Source organism: Arsenicicoccus cauae (assembly GCF_009707125.1).
Lineage (GTDB): Bacteria > Actinomycetota > Actinomycetes > Actinomycetales > Dermatophilaceae > Arsenicicoccus > Arsenicicoccus cauae.
In genome coordinates this window covers 1-19779 of record NZ_WLVL01000016.1, presented here as the reverse complement: position 1 = coordinate 19779, position 19779 = coordinate 1, and the positions used below count along the sequence as shown (strand labels likewise).

16 protein-coding genes, 1 tRNA gene and 1 pseudogene are annotated in these 19779 nt (G+C 73.1%); 11 read left to right on the top strand and 7 right to left on the bottom strand.

What is annotated here, in order from left to right; all coding sequences use genetic code 11:
- The first annotated feature begins 259 nt into the window (after nt 1–259).
- On the top strand, nt 260–3883 hold the full coding sequence (locus GGG17_RS02825) for a PDDEXK-like endonuclease domain-containing protein (protein ID WP_154592280.1): 3624 nt from the start codon (nt 260–262) through the stop codon (nt 3881–3883).
- A gap of 301 nt (nt 3884–4184) precedes the next feature.
- Here the strand turns inward: GGG17_RS02825 and mscL are convergent, their stop codons facing one another.
- The 4 genes from mscL to GGG17_RS02805 all read right to left on the bottom strand — a co-directional run bounded on the left by mscL (nt 4185) and on the right by GGG17_RS02805 (nt 7558).
- Nucleotides 4185–4547, bottom strand: a complete 363-nt coding sequence (gene mscL / locus GGG17_RS02820; protein ID WP_154592279.1) for a large conductance mechanosensitive channel protein MscL — start codon at nt 4545–4547, stop codon at nt 4185–4187.
- 151 nt (nt 4548–4698) lie between these two features.
- Nucleotides 4699–5406 carry an SAF domain-containing protein gene (locus GGG17_RS02815; RefSeq protein WP_154592278.1) on the bottom strand — a complete coding sequence of 236 codons (708 nt, stop codon included), beginning with the start codon at nt 5404–5406 and terminating at the stop codon, nt 4699–4701.
- Nucleotides 5407–5573: 167 nt separating this feature from the next.
- Nucleotides 5574–5912, bottom strand: a complete 339-nt coding sequence (locus GGG17_RS02810; protein WP_286960311.1) for an FmdB family zinc ribbon protein — start codon at nt 5910–5912, stop codon at nt 5574–5576.
- A gap of 68 nt (nt 5913–5980) precedes the next feature.
- Nucleotides 5981–7558, bottom strand: coding sequence for a potassium/proton antiporter (locus GGG17_RS02805; RefSeq protein WP_311966376.1), 1578 nt, complete (start codon nt 7556–7558; stop codon nt 5981–5983).
- An 85-nt stretch (nt 7559–7643) separates the two neighbouring features.
- On the opposite strand from GGG17_RS02805, the gene GGG17_RS02800 reads away from it, so the two are divergent.
- Entirely contained in the window at nt 7644–10241 is a 2598-nt protein-coding gene (locus GGG17_RS02800) for a penicillin acylase family protein (protein WP_311966375.1), read from the top strand.
- Nucleotides 10242–10255: 14 nt separating this feature from the next.
- On the opposite strand, the gene GGG17_RS02795 is transcribed toward GGG17_RS02800, so the two are convergent.
- Nucleotides 10256–10837, bottom strand: coding sequence for a 5-formyltetrahydrofolate cyclo-ligase (locus tag GGG17_RS02795; RefSeq protein WP_154592275.1), 582 nt, complete (start codon nt 10835–10837; stop codon nt 10256–10258).
- A gap of 92 nt (nt 10838–10929) precedes the next feature.
- Between GGG17_RS02795 and GGG17_RS02790 the strand changes: the two genes are divergently transcribed.
- The 8 genes from GGG17_RS02790 to GGG17_RS02755 all read left to right on the top strand — a co-directional run bounded on the left by GGG17_RS02790 (nt 10930) and on the right by GGG17_RS02755 (nt 17629).
- Nucleotides 10930–12828: a GGDEF domain-containing protein gene (locus GGG17_RS02790; RefSeq protein WP_154592274.1), complete on the top strand. Its 1899-nt coding sequence runs from the start codon at nt 10930–10932 to the stop codon at nt 12826–12828.
- Between the two features lie 10 nt (nt 12829–12838).
- Nucleotides 12839–14104, top strand: a complete 1266-nt coding sequence (locus tag GGG17_RS02785) for a molybdopterin molybdotransferase MoeA (protein ID WP_230082623.1) — start codon at nt 12839–12841, stop codon at nt 14102–14104.
- Nucleotides 14101–14592 carry a cyclic pyranopterin monophosphate synthase MoaC gene (gene moaC, locus GGG17_RS02780; RefSeq protein WP_154592273.1) on the top strand — a complete coding sequence of 164 codons (492 nt, stop codon included), beginning with the start codon at nt 14101–14103 and terminating at the stop codon, nt 14590–14592. Before GGG17_RS02785 ends, moaC begins: the two co-directional genes overlap by 4 nt.
- On the top strand, nt 14589–15077 hold the full coding sequence (locus tag GGG17_RS02775; RefSeq protein ID WP_311966374.1) for a MogA/MoaB family molybdenum cofactor biosynthesis protein: 489 nt from the start codon (nt 14589–14591) through the stop codon (nt 15075–15077). Before moaC ends, GGG17_RS02775 begins: the two co-directional genes overlap by 4 nt.
- Complete coding sequence (locus GGG17_RS02770) at nt 15077–15679, top strand: GNAT family N-acetyltransferase (protein ID WP_154592272.1); 603 nt, start codon at nt 15077–15079, stop codon at nt 15677–15679. The genes GGG17_RS02775 and GGG17_RS02770 overlap by 1 nt, the downstream gene beginning before the upstream one ends.
- A 71-nt stretch (nt 15680–15750) precedes the next feature.
- Entirely contained in the window at nt 15751–16632 is an 882-nt protein-coding gene (locus GGG17_RS02765; protein ID WP_154592271.1) for a SepX/GlpR family protein, read from the top strand.
- A 46-nt stretch (nt 16633–16678) separates the two neighbouring features.
- Nucleotides 16679–16751: transfer RNA gene (locus GGG17_RS02760), tRNA-Ala, on the top strand.
- A 104-nt stretch (nt 16752–16855) separates the two neighbouring features.
- Nucleotides 16856–17629: a DinB family protein gene (locus GGG17_RS02755; RefSeq protein WP_154592270.1), complete on the top strand. Its 774-nt coding sequence runs from the start codon at nt 16856–16858 to the stop codon at nt 17627–17629.
- 9 nt (nt 17630–17638) lie between these two features.
- Here the strand turns inward: GGG17_RS02755 and GGG17_RS16215 are convergent, their stop codons facing one another.
- Both GGG17_RS16215 and GGG17_RS16210 read right to left on the bottom strand, forming a co-directional pair.
- A complete protein-coding gene (locus GGG17_RS16215) occupies nt 17639–17998 on the bottom strand; it encodes a PIN domain-containing protein (RefSeq protein WP_311966373.1) in 360 nt (119 codons plus the stop codon).
- A gap of 8 nt (nt 17999–18006) precedes the next feature.
- A complete protein-coding gene (locus tag GGG17_RS16210) occupies nt 18007–18285 on the bottom strand; it encodes a hypothetical protein (RefSeq protein ID WP_230082622.1) in 279 nt (92 codons plus the stop codon).
- A 498-nt stretch (nt 18286–18783) separates the two neighbouring features.
- Here GGG17_RS16210 and GGG17_RS02745 point away from each other — a divergent pair.
- Nucleotides 18784–19653 (top strand): annotated as a pseudogene (locus tag GGG17_RS02745) (excinuclease ABC subunit A); the annotation flags it as partial.
- Nucleotides 19654–19779 lie beyond the last annotated feature (126 nt).

Below are 19779 nucleotides of genomic sequence, written 5' to 3'. Positions count from 1 at the left end.
GGTGGTTCGTCATACGACGCCGCCCGAGGGGTATTGATCGAGCCAGCGGAGGTGGCCCCGGGGCGGACACGGAGGGTGAGATCGAGAAGGGTGTGATGTGTCAAGAGGGCGAACTTCGGCCCTGGTTACTCGCCAGTCTTGACCTTTGGCGGCTGATTGCTGATCATTCAACTAGCGGGGCGCATGATTCTCTCCCCCTGCATCATGCGCACCGCCACCATCTCCGGAGCACACGCCACCGCCTCGTTATCCTTGGCCGGTGACCTCAGCACCGCCCGCCGCCACCCCGCCCACCGACGTGCCGGACCCGGTGGCCGCGGCCGTCGCCCGCTGGCGTCGCGAGCTCGTCGAGGCCGGCGGACCCAACTCCCTGCTGTGGCGCCCCGCGGACCAGCGCGGCCGGCTCGAGCTGACCCACGCTCACCCGGCCGGGCTGGCGATCTTTCTCTCGGGGCGCGACGCCAAGCTGTCCGACCTGCACCGCGAGCCACGGGCGCTGGCCGAAGCCGTCGTGGCGGCGCGTCGCCTGCGCGCGACCGCCGAGGACCTGTGGGAGCAGCGGGGACTCGCCACCTGCTTCCTGGCTGCCGGTATGGCGACCTGGCAGACCTCCGGCGGGGCCGGGCGAGTGCCCAGCGCCCCCGTCTTCCTGCGTCCGTGCGAGCTGCGCCCCCGCGACCTGGCCCAGACCGACTTCGACCTGGTGGTCAGCCGCACCGTCGAGCTCAACCCGGCGCTGGTCGAGCTGGTCCGGGCCGAGCTGGGGGTGGAGCTCGACGGGCGTGGGCTGGCCGAGTCCTCCTGGGGGCGCAACGGGTTCGACCCCGAACCGGCCTATCGCGAGCTGCTCCGTCGGTGCTCGGGACTACCCGGCTTCACCATCGAGCGGCGTCTCGGGGTCGCGCTCCTTCCCTACGCCAAGCTCGGGATGGTCGCCGACCTCGCCGGGACGACGGTGGCCGAGCACGCGGTGGTGCGGGCCCTCGCCGGTGACCCCGCCGCGCTGCGTCCACCGACCGGCGAGCCCGCGGCCGGAGTGTCCCTGCCGCTGGTCCTGCCGGTCGACGAGCACCAGCGGGCGGCCCTGGAGGCCATCGGCGCGGGCGACGACGTCGTGGTGCAGGGTGCACCCGGCACCGGGATGACCCAGGTCGTCGCCGCTGCCGTCGCCGGGCTGGCCGGTCAGGGCCGAAGCGTCCTGCTCGTGTCGCACGCCCGGTCCGCGATCACGGCCGTGCAGGAACGTCTCGCGCAGGCGGGGCTCGACCTCGTCGTCGAGGCGCACGACGGACCCGACCTGCGGCACGAGCACGAGCCGCTCACGGCCGCGACGCCGGCCGAGCCCGTGCAGGCGACGGCCGCGACGACCCGCGACCACCACGCCGTCACCGAGCGGCTGCAGGGACACCTCGTCGCCCTCCACCAGGCCCGACACCCGTGGGGCGTCAGCGCGTTCCAGGCGCAGGGGGCCATGGTCGAGCTGAGCCAGGTCGATCCGCCGCCGCGATCTCGCGTCCGGCTCGCCGGCGACGACCTCGCCCACCTCACCCCGCAGCGGCTCGACGTCGCCACCCGTGAGCTGGTGCAGGTCGCCGAGGACGGCGCGTGGCTCACGCATCAGGGCGCCGACCCGTGGCGCGCGGCTCGCATCACCACTCCCGCCGAGGCGGACGCCGCCCTCGCCGCGTGCGAACGGCTCGACGGCGACCGCGGCCTCACCCGCCTGACCAGCCTGGTCGACGCCCTGTGCCGCGAAGTCGGTCTGCCGCGCGCGAGCTCGGTGCGGGGCCTGGGCCAGGACCTGGACCTCGTGTCGGGCGTGCGCGCGACCCTCGACGCGTTCGTCCCGGAGGTCTTCGACGCGCCGCTGCCGGAGATGCTGGCGGCCACGTCCACGGCATACCGCACGGAGCACGACACCGGCGTCGGCCCGTGGCGTCGTCAGGGCCTGCGGCGCGACGCCCGGCGGCTGGTGCGCCCCGGTCCCGGGCCGACCGACCTGCACGACGCGCTCGCGACGGCCCACGACCAGGTCACCCGGTGGCGCGAGCGGGCGGGCGCCGCGAGCCGTCCCACCGTCCCGCACGGGATCGACGAGGCCCGCGCCGCGCACCGCGCCGTGGTCGCCGACCTGGAGGCGCTCGAGCCGGTCCTCGCGACAACCGTCGACGGCGCCGGGTTGCTGGACCTGCCCGTCGAGACGGCTCTCGCCCGCGTGCGCGAGCTCCTGCGCGGACGGCGACGCCTCGCCGTGCTGCCGCTGGTGACCACGACGCTGGACGGGCTGCGGGCCCAGGGGCTGGGGCCGCTCGTCGAGGACCTGGCGGCCCGCCGCGTCCCCGCCGCGCAGGTGGCCTCTGAGGTGCGTCACGTGTGGTGGAGCTCCGTCCTCGACGAGGTGCGCCGCACGGACCCGCACTACGGAGCGCACGACGGCACCGCCCTCGACGCCGACGCCGCGGGGCTGCGCCGGCTCGACGCCCTGGCCCTGCGCGAACGCGCCGCCGCCGTCGCCACCGCGGTCGGGGACGCCCGCCCCTGCTGGGCGACCAGCCCGCACGAGGTCGCGTCCCTCCTGCCCGTCGGCGTCGCCGTGGACACCGTGATCGTGCTCGAGGCGTCCCAGCTGTCCGTGGCGCAGGCCGTGTCGGCCCTCAGTCGTGGTCGGCAGGTCGTTGTCTGCGGGGATCAGCACCAGCTGCCCCCCGGCGACGTGAGCGTGACCGTGCCCGATCCGGCCCGCCGCGACGACGACGTGCAGGCCGACCAGCGGGCGACCTCTGTGCTCTCGTCCCTCGCCGAGATCCTGCCGGTGCACACCCTCGCGACCGCCCACCGCGGCGTCGACGACCGCGTCGCGCTGGCCGTCGACCGCCGGCTGCACGGCCAGGACCCCGTGGTCGTGCCGCTCGCGTCCACCGCGCCCCGGGTGCAGCTCGAGCTGGTGGACCAGGACCGTATGCCGCAGCCGCCGCGTGGCGAGGCCCCCGTCACGACCGCGGCCGAGGTGGACCGCGTCGTGCGGCTCGTGGTGGCGCACGCCCGCAGCACCCCCGAGCGCTCGCTCGGTGTCGTCACCTTCGATCCCGCGCACGCGGACGCCATCACGGCGGGGCTGCGCCAGCAGTTGGCGAGCCTCGACCTGACCGACGCGTCGCGCAGGTTCTTTGCCGGGTCGGCGCGAGAGCCCTTGTGGATCAAGCCTGTCGACCAGGTGCAGGGCCGGACCCGGGACGACGTGATCGTCGCGGTCGGCTACGCGCTCGACGAGGCCGGACAGGCGGGGCACCGGTTCGGCGCCCTGGCGCTGGGGGCGGGGGAGCGGCGGGCCGCCCTCGCGGTGACGCGGGCCCGGCAGCGGCTCGTCCTCGTGTCCTCCGTGACGGCCGAGCAGCTGCGGCAGGTGGGGGCGGGAAGCGCCGGCGTGGAGCTGCTCGCCGAGGTGCTGCAGCTGGCCGGGATGCCGGCGGGGCCCGTCCCCTCGCTGGGCGGCCTGAGCGATCCCGTCACCCGTGAGCTCGCCGGCCGGCTGCGGCAGGCCGGACTTGCGGTGACCGAGCGCGCGGGCCGCGGCGCGGGTGCCGTCGAGCTGGCCGTGCGCGACCCCCGCGCCGTGCGTGGTGTCGCCCTGGCGGTGGAGTCGGACGGTGTGGACTACGCCCGCGGTGGCGGGCCGGTCGACCGCGACGTCCTGCGGCCGGAGCTCCTGCGCCGGGCCGGGTGGGAGCCGCTGCGCGTGTGGACCGCCGACGTGTTCACCGCCCCGGAGCGCGTCGTCGCCCGGATCGTCGACGCGGCCCACGGACGCTGGGACGACGGCTCGGAGGCTCGTGATGCCCGGGCGAAGGCTCGTGACGCGGGCTCGGACGAGGCCCGACGGTGACGCGCCGGCACCGTCGGGTGGACGCCCCCGGCACGGGGTCTGCGGCGAGGGCGCCCCTGGGCGAGGCCGAGCCCCGCCTCCCGCCGGCCACGCAGGAGAACCCGCCCCCCTCCACCGCAGCGCGGCGCCGCTCCGACGCGCCTCGCGAGGACGCCCATGACCGGTGGCTGCGGGAGCAGCGTCCCCCGCACTGGGAGTAGGACCCCGGGGTCCGGTCCGCGTCAACCTGCTCCTGCTCGTCTGCGCGGACGACGAAGGGCCCCGCCAGCACGGCGGGGCCCTTCGTGACGTGCGGGGAGGGTCAGCGACGACGCAGCTCGTCGCGGATCTCCATGAGGATGGAGGCCTCCTCGGAGGGAGCCTCGGTCTCCTCCACGCCGGCCTTGCGACGGGCGGCGATGGCGTTCATCGGGGCGACGACCATGAAGTAGATGGCCGCGGCGATGATCAGGAAGCTGATGAGGGCCGTGAGGAACGCGCCGACCGGGACGTCGCCCGGGTTGAAGGAGTTGAAGTTGGGCTGGCCGCCCAGCTTGCCGATGAGGTTCATCAGGATCGCGACGAAGCTGTCGATGACCTTGCCGAAGGCGGCACCGATGACGACGGCGACCGCGAGGTCGACGACGTTGCCGCGCATGAGGAAGTCCTTGAAGCCCTTGAGCATGACTGTTCTCTCTCTGTCCTGGGGAGATGTGGAGCGAGCCCGCTCAGGGGCTCGGGCGGCGACTTCGCCGCATGCCCCACCGTATGACGCTGAGTTACACGAGGACGATACTTAATCGTTCATAGGTCCCCAAAAAGTTGACGCGAAGTGCTTACTGGGAGCCCGCCGTGAGCATCAGGTGAAGGGGCTCGTCCTCGGGCCCGGCTCCGTGGCCTGCGTGCAGAGCCCTGGACTGAGATGCGTTGAGGGACACCAGGACCGTGCGTCCGGAGGCGCCGGCGGCGCCTCCCGGCAGCCCCACCCCGGCGGACTCACCGACCGGGGTCTGCAGCACCACGGCGGCGGGGGCGACGAGGCGGGCACCGGCCCACACCTGGACCCGGTCGCCCGCGCGCACGAGGTCCGCCACCACGGGCTCGACGGAGGGCACGGCGAGCGCCACGGACCCCTCGGGCAGGCCCGCGAGCCGGGCGGCTCCGGTCACCGCACGGGGCGTCAGCGGGTCGCCGGTGGCCACTGGCCCAGCCAGGCGGCGCCCCACGAGGGCCTCGGCGTCCGGCCAGGTGGTGGGGGCGTCCGACCCGGGCCACCGACGGATGACGAGGTCCCTCGCGTCGAGCACGTGCCCCGCGGGCAGGTCGCGGGCGGCGCTCACCACGCGCGTGCCTGCTGGAGGAGGGGCCGGGAACGCCAGGCGCAGCGCCCCGGCCACGGCGAGCCCCAGACAGAGGGCGGCCAGGACGCGGCGGGCGAGTCGCACGTGCCAGGACACACGGCGGCTGCGCAGGCGTGCGCGCCACGACCGGCGTAGCGGTGCGGGGCGCCCGGCTCGGTCGCCACGGCGGGGGAGGGCAGTCATGCCGCGAGGCTAAGGAGCGGACCTGCGACGCGGGAGGGCTCGGCGGCCGCCTGTGGACGGAGCGAACCACGACGCGACGAGCTGTGGACGACACGCCGAGACCGGCGCGTCCTCGGGTGCGCGAGGGGTGGGCCGGCGACATACGAGCCGGTCGGCGCCCTCGACGGTCAGCTGGCGGCGGTCGAGCTGGTCGAGGTGCTGGAGCTGCTGGACGAGGTCCCGGACCCGCTCGCGGACCCGTCGGAGCCGGACGAGGCGCTGGTGCCGGAGGTGCTCGAGGAGGACTCGCTCGGGGAGGCCGAGGTGCTCTTGGTCGCCTTGGCGTCCTTGCCGCGCGAGTCCGTGCGGTAGAAGCCGGAGCCCTTGAAGACGACGCCGACGCTGTTGTAGACCTTGCGCAGCAGCCCCTCGCAGCGCGGGCACACGGTGAGCGCGTCGTCGCTGAACGACTGCACGATGTCGAAGGCCTCGCCGCAGTCGGCGCAGCGGTAGGAGTAGGTGGGCACGGTGCCTCCGGAGGGAACGAGCGGGTGAGGGACGCCGGCGGCCGAGGCCGACCTGGGCGTTCGACCGCTCAGTCTAGCGAGCCGTCGCGACGTCGCTGACCGCGTTCGCGGGCCGTGCGGGACACGGGCGGGCGCTTCCCCGGCTCGAGCCACCCGGCCAGGCGGCCCTGCTGGGACACCGCGCGCAGCCGCTCCTCGGCCGCGTCCCGCAGCGCCGAGGGCACCACGACCATCAGCGAGTCACCTCGCCGCAGCACGGTCGAGCGCTCGGGCACGAACGACTGCTCGCCGCGCAGCACGAGGGCGACGTTGGCGCCCTTGGGCAGGCGCAGCTCGTAGACCTCGACCCCGGCCATGCGGGACTCGTCGCCGATCTGCACCTCGACCACCTCGGTGTTGAGTCGTTCGAGCGGGGTGGACTCCAGCTGCAGGTCCAACGTGGCGCCCGCGTCGATGACGCCGAGCCGCCGGGCGACATACGGCATGGTCGGCCCCTGCACGATGGTGAAGATCACGACGAGCATGAACACGAGGTCGAACAACCAGGCGAGCGACGACGCGCCGCTGGTCTCTGGGACCGTGGCGAGGACGACGGGGACGGCGCCGCGCAGCCCCGCCCACGACAAGAAGGCCTGCTCGCGCCACCCGATCCCGAACGGCGTGGCGGAGACCACCACCGACAGCGGCCGGGCGACCAGGAGCAGCACCAACCCCATCACGACCGCCGGGACGATCCACCGGCCGAGCTCGGAGGGGGAGGCCAGCAGGCCCAGCAGGACGAACAGGCCGATCTGGGCCAGCCAGCCCATCGCGGTGGCGAAACCCCTGGTGGCGGCCTTGTGCGGCAGGGAGCTGTTGCCGACGACGAGCGCGGCGACGTAGACGGCGAGGAAGCCGCTGCCGTGGGCGTAGGTCGCGACGCAGTAGGCCATCGTCGGCACCGCCATCACGCCGATCGAGAACAGCGCGGACGAGGTGTCGGCGTAGCGGCGCAACAGCTTGGTCCCGAGCCAGCCCACCGCGATGCCGAGCAGCGCGCCCACGACCAGCTCGTAGACCGCGAGCCCGGCGAGGAAGAGGGGACCGGCGTCGGAGTCCCCGGCGGCGACGGAGGCCAGGGCGGTGACCAGGATGACGACCGGGGCGTCGTTGAAGCCGGACTCCGCCTCGAGCAGGCTGGTCAGCCTGCGGGGGAGGGGCACGCTGCGCAGCACGGAGAAGACGGCGGCCGCGTCCGTGGAGCTGAGCACCGCGCCGACCAGCAGGGCCGACACCCAGTCGAGGTGGAGCACGAACCTGGCAGCGACGCCGACCACGCCGACGGACACGATCACGCCGACGGTCGAGAGCAGAGCGGCCGGGGCCACCGAGGGTCTGATGTGCCTCCACGAGGTCGACAGCCCGCCCTCGGCGAGGATCAGCACGAGCGCGATGTAGCCGAGGGCCTGCGTCAGCCGGCCACCGTCGAACTGGATGCCGAGCCCGGACTCCCCGAGCCCGACCCCGATGAGGAGGTACAGCAGCAGCGAGGGCAGGCCCGACCGGGTACTGATGCGGACCGCCACCACGGCGAGCAGGAGGACGGCGGACCCGAGCAGGAGGACGGAGCGTAGGTCCTCGATCCCGAAGTCCGCGCCGGTGTCCATGGGGCCCATTCTCTCGTATGCCGCACCCGCACCCGCCCCCGCGTCGTCCGCCGGCTTGTCGGTGCCGTGGCCTAGTCTCGCTCACGTGTCCCGCGCCGCTCTGATCGCCCGACGGACGACCGTCTCGGTCGTCGTCCTGCTCCTCGTGGCCGCCCTCATCGTCGCCGGCGTGGTCTACGGCGCCGTGCGCAGGACCGACCCGAGCGTCACGGGCACCGCGCGGCTGGCGGGGCTGTCGGGCGAGGTGGACGTGCGGCGGGACGCCCAAGGCGTGGCCCACGTCTACGCCGACACCCCCGAGGACCTGTTCCGGGCGCAGGGCTACGTCGCGGCCCAGGACCGGTTCTTCGAGATGGACCTGCGCCGCCACGCGACGGCGGGCAGGCTCGCCGAGCTCGTCGGCGAGGCCGGCGTGGCGTCCGACACGAGCGTCCGCACCATGGGCTGGCGCCGAGTCGCCGAGCAGGAGCTGCCGACCCTGTCGGCCGACACCCGGCGCTACCTCGCGGCGTATGCCGACGGGGTCAACGCCTACCTGGACGCGACCGGCGACGCCACCCGCGTCGCCCCGGAGTACCTCATGCTCGGCGTCCGCTTCCCCGGCTACCGCATCGAGCCGTGGGGGCCGGTCGACTCGCTGGCCTGGCTCAAGGCGATGGCCTGGGACCTGCACGGCAACTACGCCGACGAGCTCGCCCGCGCCCGGCTCATGGCGCAGGGTCGCTCGCTCGACGAGGTCCGCGAACTCTATCCCCACTATGACGCCAGGGCCCAGCCGCCGATCCTGTCCGCGTCCGCGTGGTCTCCCTCGGGCGTGCGGGGCGGCCGGTCCAAGGCGCCGGCCGCCGGCATACGACCCCAGCCCGACCAGGACGGCCAGGCGGCCCTCGCCCGGGCCGCGCGGGCCGTCTCTGCGGTCGCGCCCCTGGTCGGGCGCGGCGAGGGCGTCGGCTCCAACTCGTGGGTGGTCGGGCCGTCCCGGTCCTCGACCGGCAAGCCCCTGCTGGCCAACGACCCGCACCTCGCGCTCGGCCAGCCGGGCGTCTGGCACCAGACCGCGCTGCACTGCCGCACGGTGTCCCAGGCGTGCCCCTACGACGTGAGCGGCTTCGCGTTCGCGGGCTTCCCCGGCGTGGTGATCGGGCACAACCAGCGCATCGCGTGGGGCTTCACCAACCTCGACCCCGACGTGAGCGACTTCTACCTCGAGCGGGTCAAGGGCAGCACCGTGCTCAGGGACGGGACCTACCAGCCGCTGACCACCCGCACCGAGGTGATCCGCGTGGCCGGCGGCACCGACCGCACCATCACCGTCCGGTCGAGCACGCACGGCCCGCTGCTGTCGGACGTGGACGCCGCGGTCAGGGACGCCGCCACCGCTCCCACGTCGGGCACCTCAGGCGCGGCCACCGCGCCGGCCGAGGGGGAGTCCCTGGCGATCGCGCTGAGATGGACCGGGCTGGACGTCACCCAGACCGCGGACGCGATCTTCCGGATGAACCGCGCGACGTCCTTCGAGAGCTTCCGCGCCGCCCTGTCGTCCTTCGCGGCCCCCTCGCAGAACGCCGTGTACGCCGACGTCGACGGGCACATCGGCTACCAGGCACCGGGCCGCGTCCCGGTCCGGCGGTCCGGGTCGGCCGGGACCCCACCCGGCTACCTGCCAGCACCCGGCTGGGACTCGCGCTACGACTGGACCGGCTACGTCCCCTTCGAGCAGCTGCCGCACACCCTGGACCCCGCCGAGGGCTTCCTGGTGACCGCCAACCAGGCCGTCACGGCGGCGACGACCCCCTTCCTGACGACGGACTGGACGCACGGCTGGCGCTCGACCCGCATCCGTCAGCTCCTCACCGCCCATCCCACGGTGACGCCGGAGCGCATGCGCGAGATCCAGGGCGACGTCAGCGACGGCTTCCAGCCCGTCCTCACCGCGGCCCTGCGGGGCGTGGACCTGAGCGGCGACGCCTTCACCCGCGAGGGGCAGGCCACCCTGGAGGGCTGGGACGGGCGGTTCGTCACGGGGGACAACCCGTCGTCGCGCGCGGCGGCCTACTGGACGGCGGCGTGGTCCGCCCTGCTGCACCGGACCTTCGACGACGACCTGCCGGTGGGCCTGCGCCCCGACGGCGGGTCACGCTGGCCGGCGGTCGTCCAGCAGCTGCTCGCCGACCCGCGCTCCCCGTGGTGGGACAACCAAAAGACGCTGCGCATCGAGACCCGCGACGACATCCTGCGTCAGGCGCAGGTCGACGCCCGGCTCGAGCTCACCCGGCTGACCGGCAAGGACGTCAAGGCCTGGGACTACGGGCGGCTGCACACGCTGACCCTGCGCCACCCGCTCAGCGCCGCGGCGCCGGGGATGCTGCGCTCCCTGCTGGACCGCGGCCCGGAGCCGGCGCCCGGGAGCCCGCTCGCGCCCAACGCCCTCGGCTACGACCTCCAGGTGGGCTACGCCGCCGACTGGGGGCCGTCCATGCGCATGGTGGTCGACCTCGCCGATCTTGACGCGAGCACCTGGGTCCAGAGCACCGGCGTGTCCGGGCACCCGACCAGCGAGCACTACGACGACCAGACGGGACGCTGGCTGCGCAACGAGTCGTTCGCGTGGCCGTTCAGCCGGGGGGCGGTCGAGGATGCCACGCGCGAGCAGCTCACGCTCGCACCTCGCGACGACGGCTGAGCCCCGCCGCGCGCTCAGCGGTCGAGCCAGGTGATCCCGTCCGCGGTCACCACCGCGTCGACCCGCTGGTCGTGCTGCGCCGCCGGCAGGGCGTCGTCGAGGAGCTCCTGGGGGTGCAGGAGGGTCACCACGCAGATGCCCTCGCGACGCCGGGGCAGCGCTCGGTCGTAGCACCCGCCGCCCTGTCCGAGTCGCACCCCACGCCGGTCCACCGCCGTGCCCGGCGTGAGCACGAGGTCGGCCTGGTCGATGGCCTCCAGCCCCAGCCGCGCGGACTCGTCCCGCTCGTCGCTGCCGAGCGGCCGCCAGTCCAGGTCGAGCCCCGGCAGCGTGACCGGCACCAGCACCCGGTAGCCCGCCTCGGCCAGCGCCGCGTTGAGCGGACCGGTGCCCGGCTCGGTCGGCCAGGACTCGTACGACGTCACCGTCCCACCCGGCCCCACCCGGTCCGCAACGATCCGCAGGACGTGGTCCGCCAGGGCCTGCGCCTCGCGCTCGGCGCGCGAGGTGTCGGCATACCGCTGCTTGCGGTGGGCCCAGAGGCGAGCCCGTAGGGCGCGCTTGGCGTCGGCGGGGGTCGGGGCGGGGGTGTCCATGCAGCGATTCTGTCAGCCACGCCCCGGTCAGCGGGAGGACTCGATCGGTCTCGTGCCACCATGGGCCGACCGGCCCACCCCGAGGAGGACCCGTGTCCATCCGGACCCGTCTGGCGATCGTGCTCGCCGCCGTGGTCCTGCCGGTCCTGCTCGTGGCCGGGCTGGTGGCCGGAGTCCTGCTGCCCCGTGCGCTCGTGGACGGCCAGCGACGCGACGTCGACCGCGCCACGGTGGCCGTCGCCACCGCCATGGCGTCCGAGTGCTGGGCGCTGGGCGACCGGGCCGAGGTCATCGCGCTGTCGGTCGCCAACGGGCGCCCGCCGGCCGCCGTCCTCGCGGAGGAGACCCGGGGCGGCCTGGGGGCGGAGCGCGGCTACGCGGTCGTGCTGCGCGGTGGCGAGGTGCTGGCGGCCTCCGGGTCCGCGCCACGACCCACGCCGACCACCCTGCCGACCACCCGCTGCTCGACCGTGACCAGACCCGCCGGGCCGCACCTCGCCGAGCGGGTCGACCTGAGCACCACGCAGGGCACCCTCACCGTCCTCGTGGTCGAGCCCCTCACCGCCGGTCGGCTCGACGCGCTCGCCCGGCAGGCCGCCGCCTCGGACGTGCGCACGATCCTGCAGTGCGCGGGCGGGGTCGAGGTGCACCCGAGCTCGGACCGCGGCCAGGGGTCCGTCGCGCAGACCGCCGCGGCAGGGCCCGGTCGCCCCTGCGCCGTCCAGGGCTCGGCTCCCGATCCTGTGGGCGGCCCGCGCGCGTGGGTGCCCCTCCTGCTGATCCTGGTCGTGCTGGCGGCAGCGGTCGGGCTGCTCCGGTGGCTGGCCCGGGAGCTCACCGCCCCGCTGCTCGCCCTCACCGAGGGCACCCGTCGCATCGCCGACGGTGACCTGACGGTGCGCCTGCCTGAGGGCCGCGACGACGAGGTCGGCGAGCTGTCGCGGGAGTTCAACGCCATGGCGGTGGAGCTGGACCAGCGCATGGCCGAGCTGACGTCGAGCCGGGCGACCTTGCAGGACACCGTCGGGCGGATCGCCGCCACCCTGCAGCGCACCCACGACCTCGACGGTCTCCTCGCAGCGCTGTGCGCGCTGGCCGAGACGACGACCGGGTCCGCCTGCGCCGTCGTCTGGATGCGCGAGGGCAGCGGCCTGCGCGCCCGGGTCGTCCACCCCATCGGGACCCGCCGTCCCGGCACCGGGCGGATCCGCGCGGCCGAGAGCGTGGTCGGAGAGGTGGTCAGCGACCGCCGCGTCGTCCTGCTCGACGACGCGAGCGGCGAGCCCGGCGCCGTCCTGAGGGGGCGGCTGTGCGCCGCGCCCCTCGTCTCCGGAGACGACGTCATCGGGGCGCTGGTCGTCGAGCGGGCGGCCGACGCGACGGCATACGACGACACCACCGGGGAGCTGCTCGACCTCGTGGCCGGACCGGCCGGGGTCGCCATCGACAACGCGATCCTGCACCGTCGCGCCCAGCGCCAGTCCGTCACCGACCCGCTGACCGGCGTCGGCAACCTGCGCATGCTCACGACCACGCTGGGTCGCGAGGTGGAGCGGGCGCGCTCGTTCGGACGGCAGGTGTCCCTGCTGATCCTGGACATCGACCGGTTCCGCCGGATCAACGACGAGCACGGCCACTCCGTGGGCGACGGCGTGCTGGCCGCGCTCGCCGCTCGCCTCGTCGAGCTGGTCCCGCCGGTGGACGTCGTCGCGCGCTACGGCGGGGAGGAGATGGCCGTCGTCTGCCCCGAGCGCGGCGAGCAGGAGTGCCTGCGGCTCGCTCAGCGGATCGTGGCCGACCTGCGAGAACGTCCGCTGCAGGTCGGCGACCGCGAGGTCCCCATCACCTGCAGCATCGGGATCGCCACCTGGCCGCAGGACGCTGCGACGGCGCCCGAGCTCGTGTCGGCGGCCGACGCCGCCATGAACGCCGCCAAGCGCGCCGGGCGTGACGGGACGGTCGCGGCCGGGCATGTCGGACCCGTCGACTAGTCTCCGAAGCATGTCCGAACCCCGGCTGATGCCCGTCGACGAGCACCTGCGCATCCTCCTCGAGGCCTGCGCCACCGTGCCCCGCCGCACGTCCCCGGTGCCGGTGGCCGAGGCGCACGGCTGCGTGCTGGCCCAGGACGTGCGCAGCGCCGTCGACGTCCCGGCGTTCGCCAACTCGGCGATGGACGGGTATGCCGTCCGGGCCGCCGAGCTCGCGGGTGCGGGCGACCGCCCCGTGGTCCTGCCCGTCGCCGGCGACATCCCCGCGGGCCGCACCGACCGGGTCACCCTCGAGCCGGGCACCACGCTGCGCATCATGACCGGTGCCGCCCTGCCCGACGGGGCCGACGCGGTGGTGCCCGTCGAGCTGACGGACGGCGGCACGCAGCGGGTGACCCTGCGTCAGGAGCCGCTGGCCGGAGCCCACGTCCGACCTGCCGGCGACGACCTGTCCCGCGACGAGCTCGCCCTCACGGCAGGGACCTTCGTCGACGCGCGGGTGCTCGCGCTGCTCGTCTCCCTCGGGCACCCGCGGGTCGAGGTCGTCCTGCCGCCCCGCGTCGCCGTCCTGTCCACCGGCGACGAGCTGGTCGAGCCGGGCGGCGCCGCCGGGCACGGCACGGTCGTCGACAGCAACGGCCCGATGCTGGTCGCCGTCCTGCGCGAGCACGGCTTCACAGCCGAGCGGGTGCGGGCGGTCGCCGACGACGAGCAGGGCTTCCGCGCGCGGCTGGACGAGGTCCTGCTGACCCACGACGCGGTCATCACCACGGGCGGGGTGTCCGCGGGCGCCTACGACACGGTCAAGGCCGTGCTCGCCCGTGACGGCGAGGTCGAGTTCCGGGGCATCGCGATGCAGCCGGGCAAGCCGCAGGGCTTCGGCCTGGTGCGGGCGGGCGACGGGCGACGCGTGCCCGTCTTCACCCTCCCCGGCAACCCCGTCAGCGCGATGGTGTCCTACCAGGTCTTCGTGGCCCCGGCGCTGCGCCTGCTCGCGGCCCGCCCGGCCGAGGGGCTCGCAGGCGTGGAGGCGGTGGCGGACGACGGGTGGCGCACGTCGGCCGGTCGCACGCAGCTGGCCCGGGTCCGGCTGCGCCGCGAGGACGACGGGCTGCACGCCACCCTCGCCGGTGGTCAGGGCTCGCACGTGCTCGGCGCCCTCGCCCACGCCGACGCCCTGGCCGTCGTGCCCGCCGAGGTCGACGAGGTCCTCCCCGGCGCGCGCCTCACCTGCCTGCTGCTGCGCCCCCTCCCCGGCAAGGAGTCCCTCGCATGACCACCGACCCCACGCCCGAGGCGCCCCGCCTGACGCACGTGCGTGCCGACGGCAGCGCCCACATGGTCGACGTCTCCGCCAAGGCCGTCACGGCCCGCTCGGCCACCGCCCGCGGTCGGGTCCTGCTCGCGGCGCCGGCGGTCGCGGCGCTGCGGGACGGCACCGTGCCCAAGGGCGATGCGCTGGCCGTGGCCCGCATCGCCGGCATCCAGGCGGTCAAGCGCACCCCCGACCTGGTCCCGCTCGCGCACCCCATCGCCGTGCACGGGGTCGAGCTGGACCTCGCGGTCACCGACGACGGGGTCGAGCTCGCGGCGACCGTCCGCACCGCCGACCGCACCGGCATCGAGATGGAGGCGCTCACCGCGGTCACCGTCGGCGCCCTGGCCCTGATCGACATGGTCAAGGCGGTCGACAAGCACGCCCGCATCACCGACGTCCGCGTCACCGCCAAGTCGGGCGGCCGGTCCGGGGACTGGTCCGAGTGAGCGTGCCCGAGCCGCGGCGCGCCGTCGTCGTGACAGCGTCCACGCGCGCCGCTGCCGGCACTTACGCCGACCGCACCGGCCCCGTCATCGTCGAGGCCCTGCGCGCGTGGGGTCTGGACACCCCGGACCCGGTGGTCGTCCCTGACGGTGACCCCGTGGGGGACGCCATACGGACCGCCGTCGACGACGGGGTCGACCTCGTCGTCACGACCGGCGGAACCGGCCTGTCGCCCACCGACCGCACCCCTGAGGTGACCCGGGCGCTGGTCGACCGCGAGGTGCCCGGCCTCGCCGAGGCCATCCGCGGCGCCGGTCTGTCGCAGGGCGTCGCCACCGCCTCCCTGTCCCGCGGCATCGCCGGGCTCGCCGGCGCCACCCTGGTCGTCAACCTCCCGGGCTCGCGCGGTGGCGTCGCCGACGGGCTCGGAGTGCTGGAGCAGGTCGTGACGCACGCCCTCGACCAGGTCCGCGGGGGCGACCACTGATGGCCGCGTGGCCGGTGCGGCTCGAGGCGACCCTGCCGGACGGGGGAGCTCTCGTGCTGCGCGGCCTGCGCCGTCGCGACCGCACGCAGTGGCTCGAGCTGCGTCGCACCAGCTGGGACTGGCTCAAGGAGTGGGAGCCGACCTTCCCGCACGCGGGCCAGCAGCCCAAACCCTTCCCCGAGTACATCCGCCACCAGGCCCGCGAGGCGCGCGCCGGTCGGCAGCTGCCCTTCGCCGTCGAGGTCGACGGTCGGCTCTGCGGCGCGGTCAACCTGTCCCAGATCATGGAGGGCGCGCTGTGGGGCGCCACGGCGGGCTACTGGTGCGCGCCCACCCACGCCGGCCGGGGCATCGTTCCCTTGGCCTTGGCCACGGCGTGCGACTATGCCGTGGGCAAGCGGGGCCTGCACCGCATCGAGGTCAACATCCGCCCCGACAACACCAAGTCGCTCGCCGTCGTCCGCAAGCTCGGCTTCCGCGACGAGGGGCTGCGCGAGCGCTATCTCCACATCGACGGCGCCTGGCGCGACCACCGGACCTTCGCGCTGACGTCCGAGGACCTCGGCGGTGGCACCTTCGCGGACCGGCTCACGAGGGCATGATCCAGGGCAATCCGCCGACACACCCGTGCGGTTGAGCGTCCATCACCCGCGCCCCCTCTAACGTCGGGGACGTGCAGCCCTCCAGCCTCGTCTTCGTCGTCGTGATCGGTCTGTGGGCTGCCTACCTGACCCAGTCGTGGATGCGTCGTCGGGAGCACCTGCAGACCGCGCGATCCATCGAGCGGTACGCCGAGGCCCTGCGGGTGCTCGAGCGGCGCCCGGTCCTCGCCGAGCCCACCACCCCCCGGTCGTATGCCGTCAGCCCGCTGCGGGCCGGCGTCACCGCCACCGCGCCCGCCGGCGCGACGCGTGCCACGCCCGTGACCGAGGAGGCGGGGCCGGGTCGGCGCGCCCGCAGCCTGCGGGGCGCCTCCCTCGGGATCGCGGTGACCGCGCTGATCGCGCTCGTCATGGTGACCGTGCTGCGGCTGGTCCCCGTCTGGACCCCGGCCGTCGGCCTGGCGCTCGTCACAGCCGACCTGGCGTGGCTGCGCCACACTGCCCGGCCTCGTCGGCCGCGCCTCGAGCTGCACCGCACCACCTCGAGCGCCGGGAGGACCGACGTCGCCGCCCCCGTCGAGCCCGCAGCTCCGGGCGCGTCCACCGCCCCGACCACGTCCCCGGTCTCCACCGCTGACGCGCTGGTCGTGGTGGACACCGCCGAGCCCGCAGTGACCCGCGTGGGTGACACCCGCGTCGATGCCCCCTTCGACGTGCGCCAGTTCGACACCGTCGACGAGGCGCCCGCACCGGTCGAGGTCGTCCTCGAGCCGCTCGAGCCCGGGCAGTGGCGTCCGACCCCTGTGCCGCCTCCGACCTACACCATGAAGCCCGCCGCCCCCCGGGCTGCCCCGGCCCCGCTGCCGGTGGACGACGACGTCTTTGCCCCCATCGAGGTCGAGGACGAGTTCCTCGACGCCGCAGTGCCGTTGCGCAGCGCCGTGGGCGGGTGAGGATTGGGCCGACGTGCCGCCTCGGTGGTACAGTCGGTCCTCGCCAGGGGCTGTGGCGCAGTTGGTAGCGCGTCTCGTTCGCAATGAGAAGGCCAGGGGTTCGAATCCCCTCAGCTCCACGTAAGATGAGAAAATCAAAACTGCCCCGCCTGATGGCGGGGCAGTTTTGTCTTTGCGGTGACTCTGGCCAGTGCACGGAGTGACTGTCTGTCATCATCAAGTCATGGCAAGTGAAGCGTTCAGGGCTCGTGATCTGTCCGGCTCGACCTTCCGTGACGTCAGTCTCAGAGATGCAGTTATGCGGGGTGTTGACGTCGACGGCCTCGAGATCGACGCGCCGTGGCTGCTGGAGGAGCCGGGTCGGCTCATCGTGAACGGCGTGGATGTGGCGCCGCTGATCGACGGCGAACTTGACCGCAAGTTCCCCGGCCGCGCCCTCCGTCGTGTGTCGAGCGCTGACGGTTTGCGCGACGCTTGGGCCGCAGTTGAGCAGGCATGGCAGTCGGCGGTCCGTCGTGTAGAGGCCATGCCATCGGGCTCGATGGATGAACAGGTCGGTGAGGAGTGGTCATTCGCTCAGACGGTGCGGCACCTTGTTATGGCGACTGATACGTGGCTCCGCAAGGCGGTGCTGGGAGTTGAACAGCCCTACCACCCTGTTGGTCTGCCTGACACCAGCTTCGTTGAAGACGGTGGCGGCACCGCCGTCTTCCGCGTGACGCATCCTGACTGGGCAGAGGTACTGCAGGCTCGTGGCAGCCGGATGCGCATGGTCCGTGAGTTCCTGGAAACCGTCACCGACGATGACTTGTCGGCCACCCGACCCAATCCGCATGCCCCCGAGCACCAGGAAACTGTGCTGTCGTGCGTGCGAACAGTCCTCGAAGAAGAGTGGGAACACCTGCGGTATGCAACCCGTGACCTCGACGCCCTCGACGAGCGTGCGCTTGGAGGAAGGACCCGCCTGGGGTCGGCTTCGCGGCAGCGTTGTTCCTAGGTCAGACGATCAGACGATCTGCAGGTTGAGCACTCGAGCTGACTCCTTCAAGCCTTCGTCGAATGTGGCGATGCGGGCCGAGGTCTGCTCGGCTGTCAACAATACGCAACAGTCGGGCATCTTCGACCGAGTGGTCGCGCGAAGCCGCGCCAGTCGGGTGGCGGCGTCATCCGGCAGGGAAGTCGTGGCGACGTCGAGAGCCCGAAGGTCGGCCAGCATTTCCCGATCACGGTTCTCGCGCGCGGCCCTGACCAGCACTTCCGCCAAGTTGATCGGACCGATGGTCATCGGCTCTGAGGCGTGGATCGTGAACAGTGCCTCGGCTGCAGCGTGGTGCGCGTCATTGGCATCGAACAGCGCGATGAGCACGCCCGAGTCTAGGGCGAGCACTCGGGCCAGTCCGCGCGCAGATCGTCGAGGTAGCCCGGCTCGTAGAGGCCGGTGTAGGAGCCGCTGATCCGCTTCAGGGCGGCCAGTCGGTTGTCCTGACGCTCTGCGGCGCTCGGGTCGATGCTCTTGTGCCCTTCCTCGATCAGGCGACGCAGCAGCCGAGCAGGCTTGTCTCGGTCGGCAGGCCATCGCAATGCAGCAGCGCGCAGTGCTTCAGAGACTTCGGCCGTCTCGGTCACGGGGTGGCGACGCTTGGTGGTCGGCATACCGCGAGTGTAACACTGATGAGAAGTGTCACATCTTGAACTGGAAGTGGTCAGTGAGCCCTGAGTGCCCGCAACGCGGGGGAAGTCTCGACAGGCATCCCGCAAGGTCCACCGCACGCACAAGGCTCGAACCCTTGCCAACGGCAAACGTTGGTCGAGGTTCGGGCCCTGTGTGCGTCTGCGGCCCAGGTCAAGGCGTGACGTCGACCTGCGGATCGAGGAGCATTTCGAAGGGCCGACTGTGCTCGACTCGAGCTCTTCCCAACCCGCGATACTGAGACCATCGCCCTTGAAAAGAGCGGCCGGTAGGCGACGAGCATCACCTCAAAGCCCACCACTCGACGGGGCTCTATCCGAGAAGGTCGTTCGCCTCTTCGAAGAGGGCTGATCACTCGTGCGCTCAACTGGACAAGTGGTGCGTCGGCCCTCATCGGTGCGGAAACCCTCTCCTCCGGACGGAGATCGTCCGACCGTTCCGTACGTGGTTAACATGCGACCATGGTTGAATCTTCTGCGTTCGGGTCTCCGAAGCTCTCCGTGCAGCCCGACGTTCGCGTTCTCGGCGCCCGCGAACACAATCTGCAGGATGTCAACCTCACGGTCCCGCGCGATGCAACAGTCGTCTTCACCGGTGTGTCTGGCTCGGGAAAGTCCTCGCTGGCGTTCGGGACGCTGTACGCCGAGTCGCAGCGACGCTATCTGGAATCGGTCGCACCCTACGCCCGCCGCCTGATCGATCAGGCGGGAGTGCCCGATGTCGACTCGATCACGGGGATGCCCCCGGCGGTCGCCCTGCAGCAGCAGCGCGGTGCCGGTAACGCACGATCGACCGTGGGCAGCATCACCACGTTGTCGAGCTTGATACGAATGCTGTACTCGAGGGCCGGGGACTATCCGGATGGGCAGCCGATGTTGTATGCGGAGGACTTCTCCGCGAACACGGTCCAAGGAGCCTGCTCGGAATGCCACGGCATCGGCCGCGTCTACACGGTGAACGAGCAGCAGATGGTCCCGGACCCATCGCTCACCATCCGCGAACGCGCCATCGCTTCCTGGCCGACCGCGTGGCACGGCCATCAGCTGCGCGACGTACTGGTTGCTCTTGGTTACGACGTCGATGTGCCGTGGCGGGACCTGCCGAAAGAGGACCGGGACTGGATCCTCTACACCGATGAGACCCCCTTCGTTCCGGTCCACTCCCGGCTCACCCTCTCTGAGTCCAGAGCCGCGATCAAGGCAGGCGTGGAGCCGAGCTACTCGGGCACGTTCGTCGGGGCTCGTCGGTACATTCTGGACACGTTCGCGAACACGAAAAGCGCCTCGATGAAGCGGCGCGTCGCGCAGTTTCTCACCGCTGCCATCTGCCCGTAAGAGTCCCGTGGAGTGGTGGGGTTTGGGGAGTGGGTGTGGCTCCCTGACGTAGAGGGGTCATCGGCGAGATGCTCGGTGTGTACCGCCAAGTACTCACCAGAGGAGATCTCACCGATGACCCTT

Bases quoted from the DNA above. Each gene is read 5' to 3' on its own strand.
- GGG17_RS02770 (WP_154592272.1), top strand. From the start codon at position 15,077: ATGGCCGCGTGGCCGGTGCGGCTCGAGGCGACCCTGCCGGACGGGGGA.
- GGG17_RS02785 (WP_230082623.1), top strand. From the start codon at position 12,839: ATGTCCGAACCCCGGCTGATGCCCGTCGACGAGCACCTGCGCATCCTC.
- GGG17_RS02755 (WP_154592270.1), top strand. From the start codon at position 16,856: ATGGCAAGTGAAGCGTTCAGGGCTCGTGATCTGTCCGGCTCGACCTTC.
- mscL (WP_154592279.1), bottom strand. From the start codon at position 4,547: ATGCTCAAGGGCTTCAAGGACTTCCTCATGCGCGGCAACGTCGTCGAC.
- GGG17_RS02795 (WP_154592275.1), bottom strand. From the start codon at position 10,837: ATGGACACCCCCGCCCCGACCCCCGCCGACGCCAAGCGCGCCCTACGG.
- GGG17_RS16210 (WP_230082622.1), bottom strand. From the start codon at position 18,285: ATGCCGACCACCAAGCGTCGCCACCCCGTGACCGAGACGGCCGAAGTC.
- moaC (WP_154592273.1), top strand. From the start codon at position 14,101: ATGACCACCGACCCCACGCCCGAGGCGCCCCGCCTGACGCACGTGCGT.
- GGG17_RS02815 (WP_154592278.1), bottom strand. From the start codon at position 5,406: ATGACTGCCCTCCCCCGCCGTGGCGACCGAGCCGGGCGCCCCGCACCG.
- GGG17_RS02805 (WP_311966376.1), bottom strand. From the start codon at position 7,558: ATGGACACCGGCGCGGACTTCGGGATCGAGGACCTACGCTCCGTCCTC.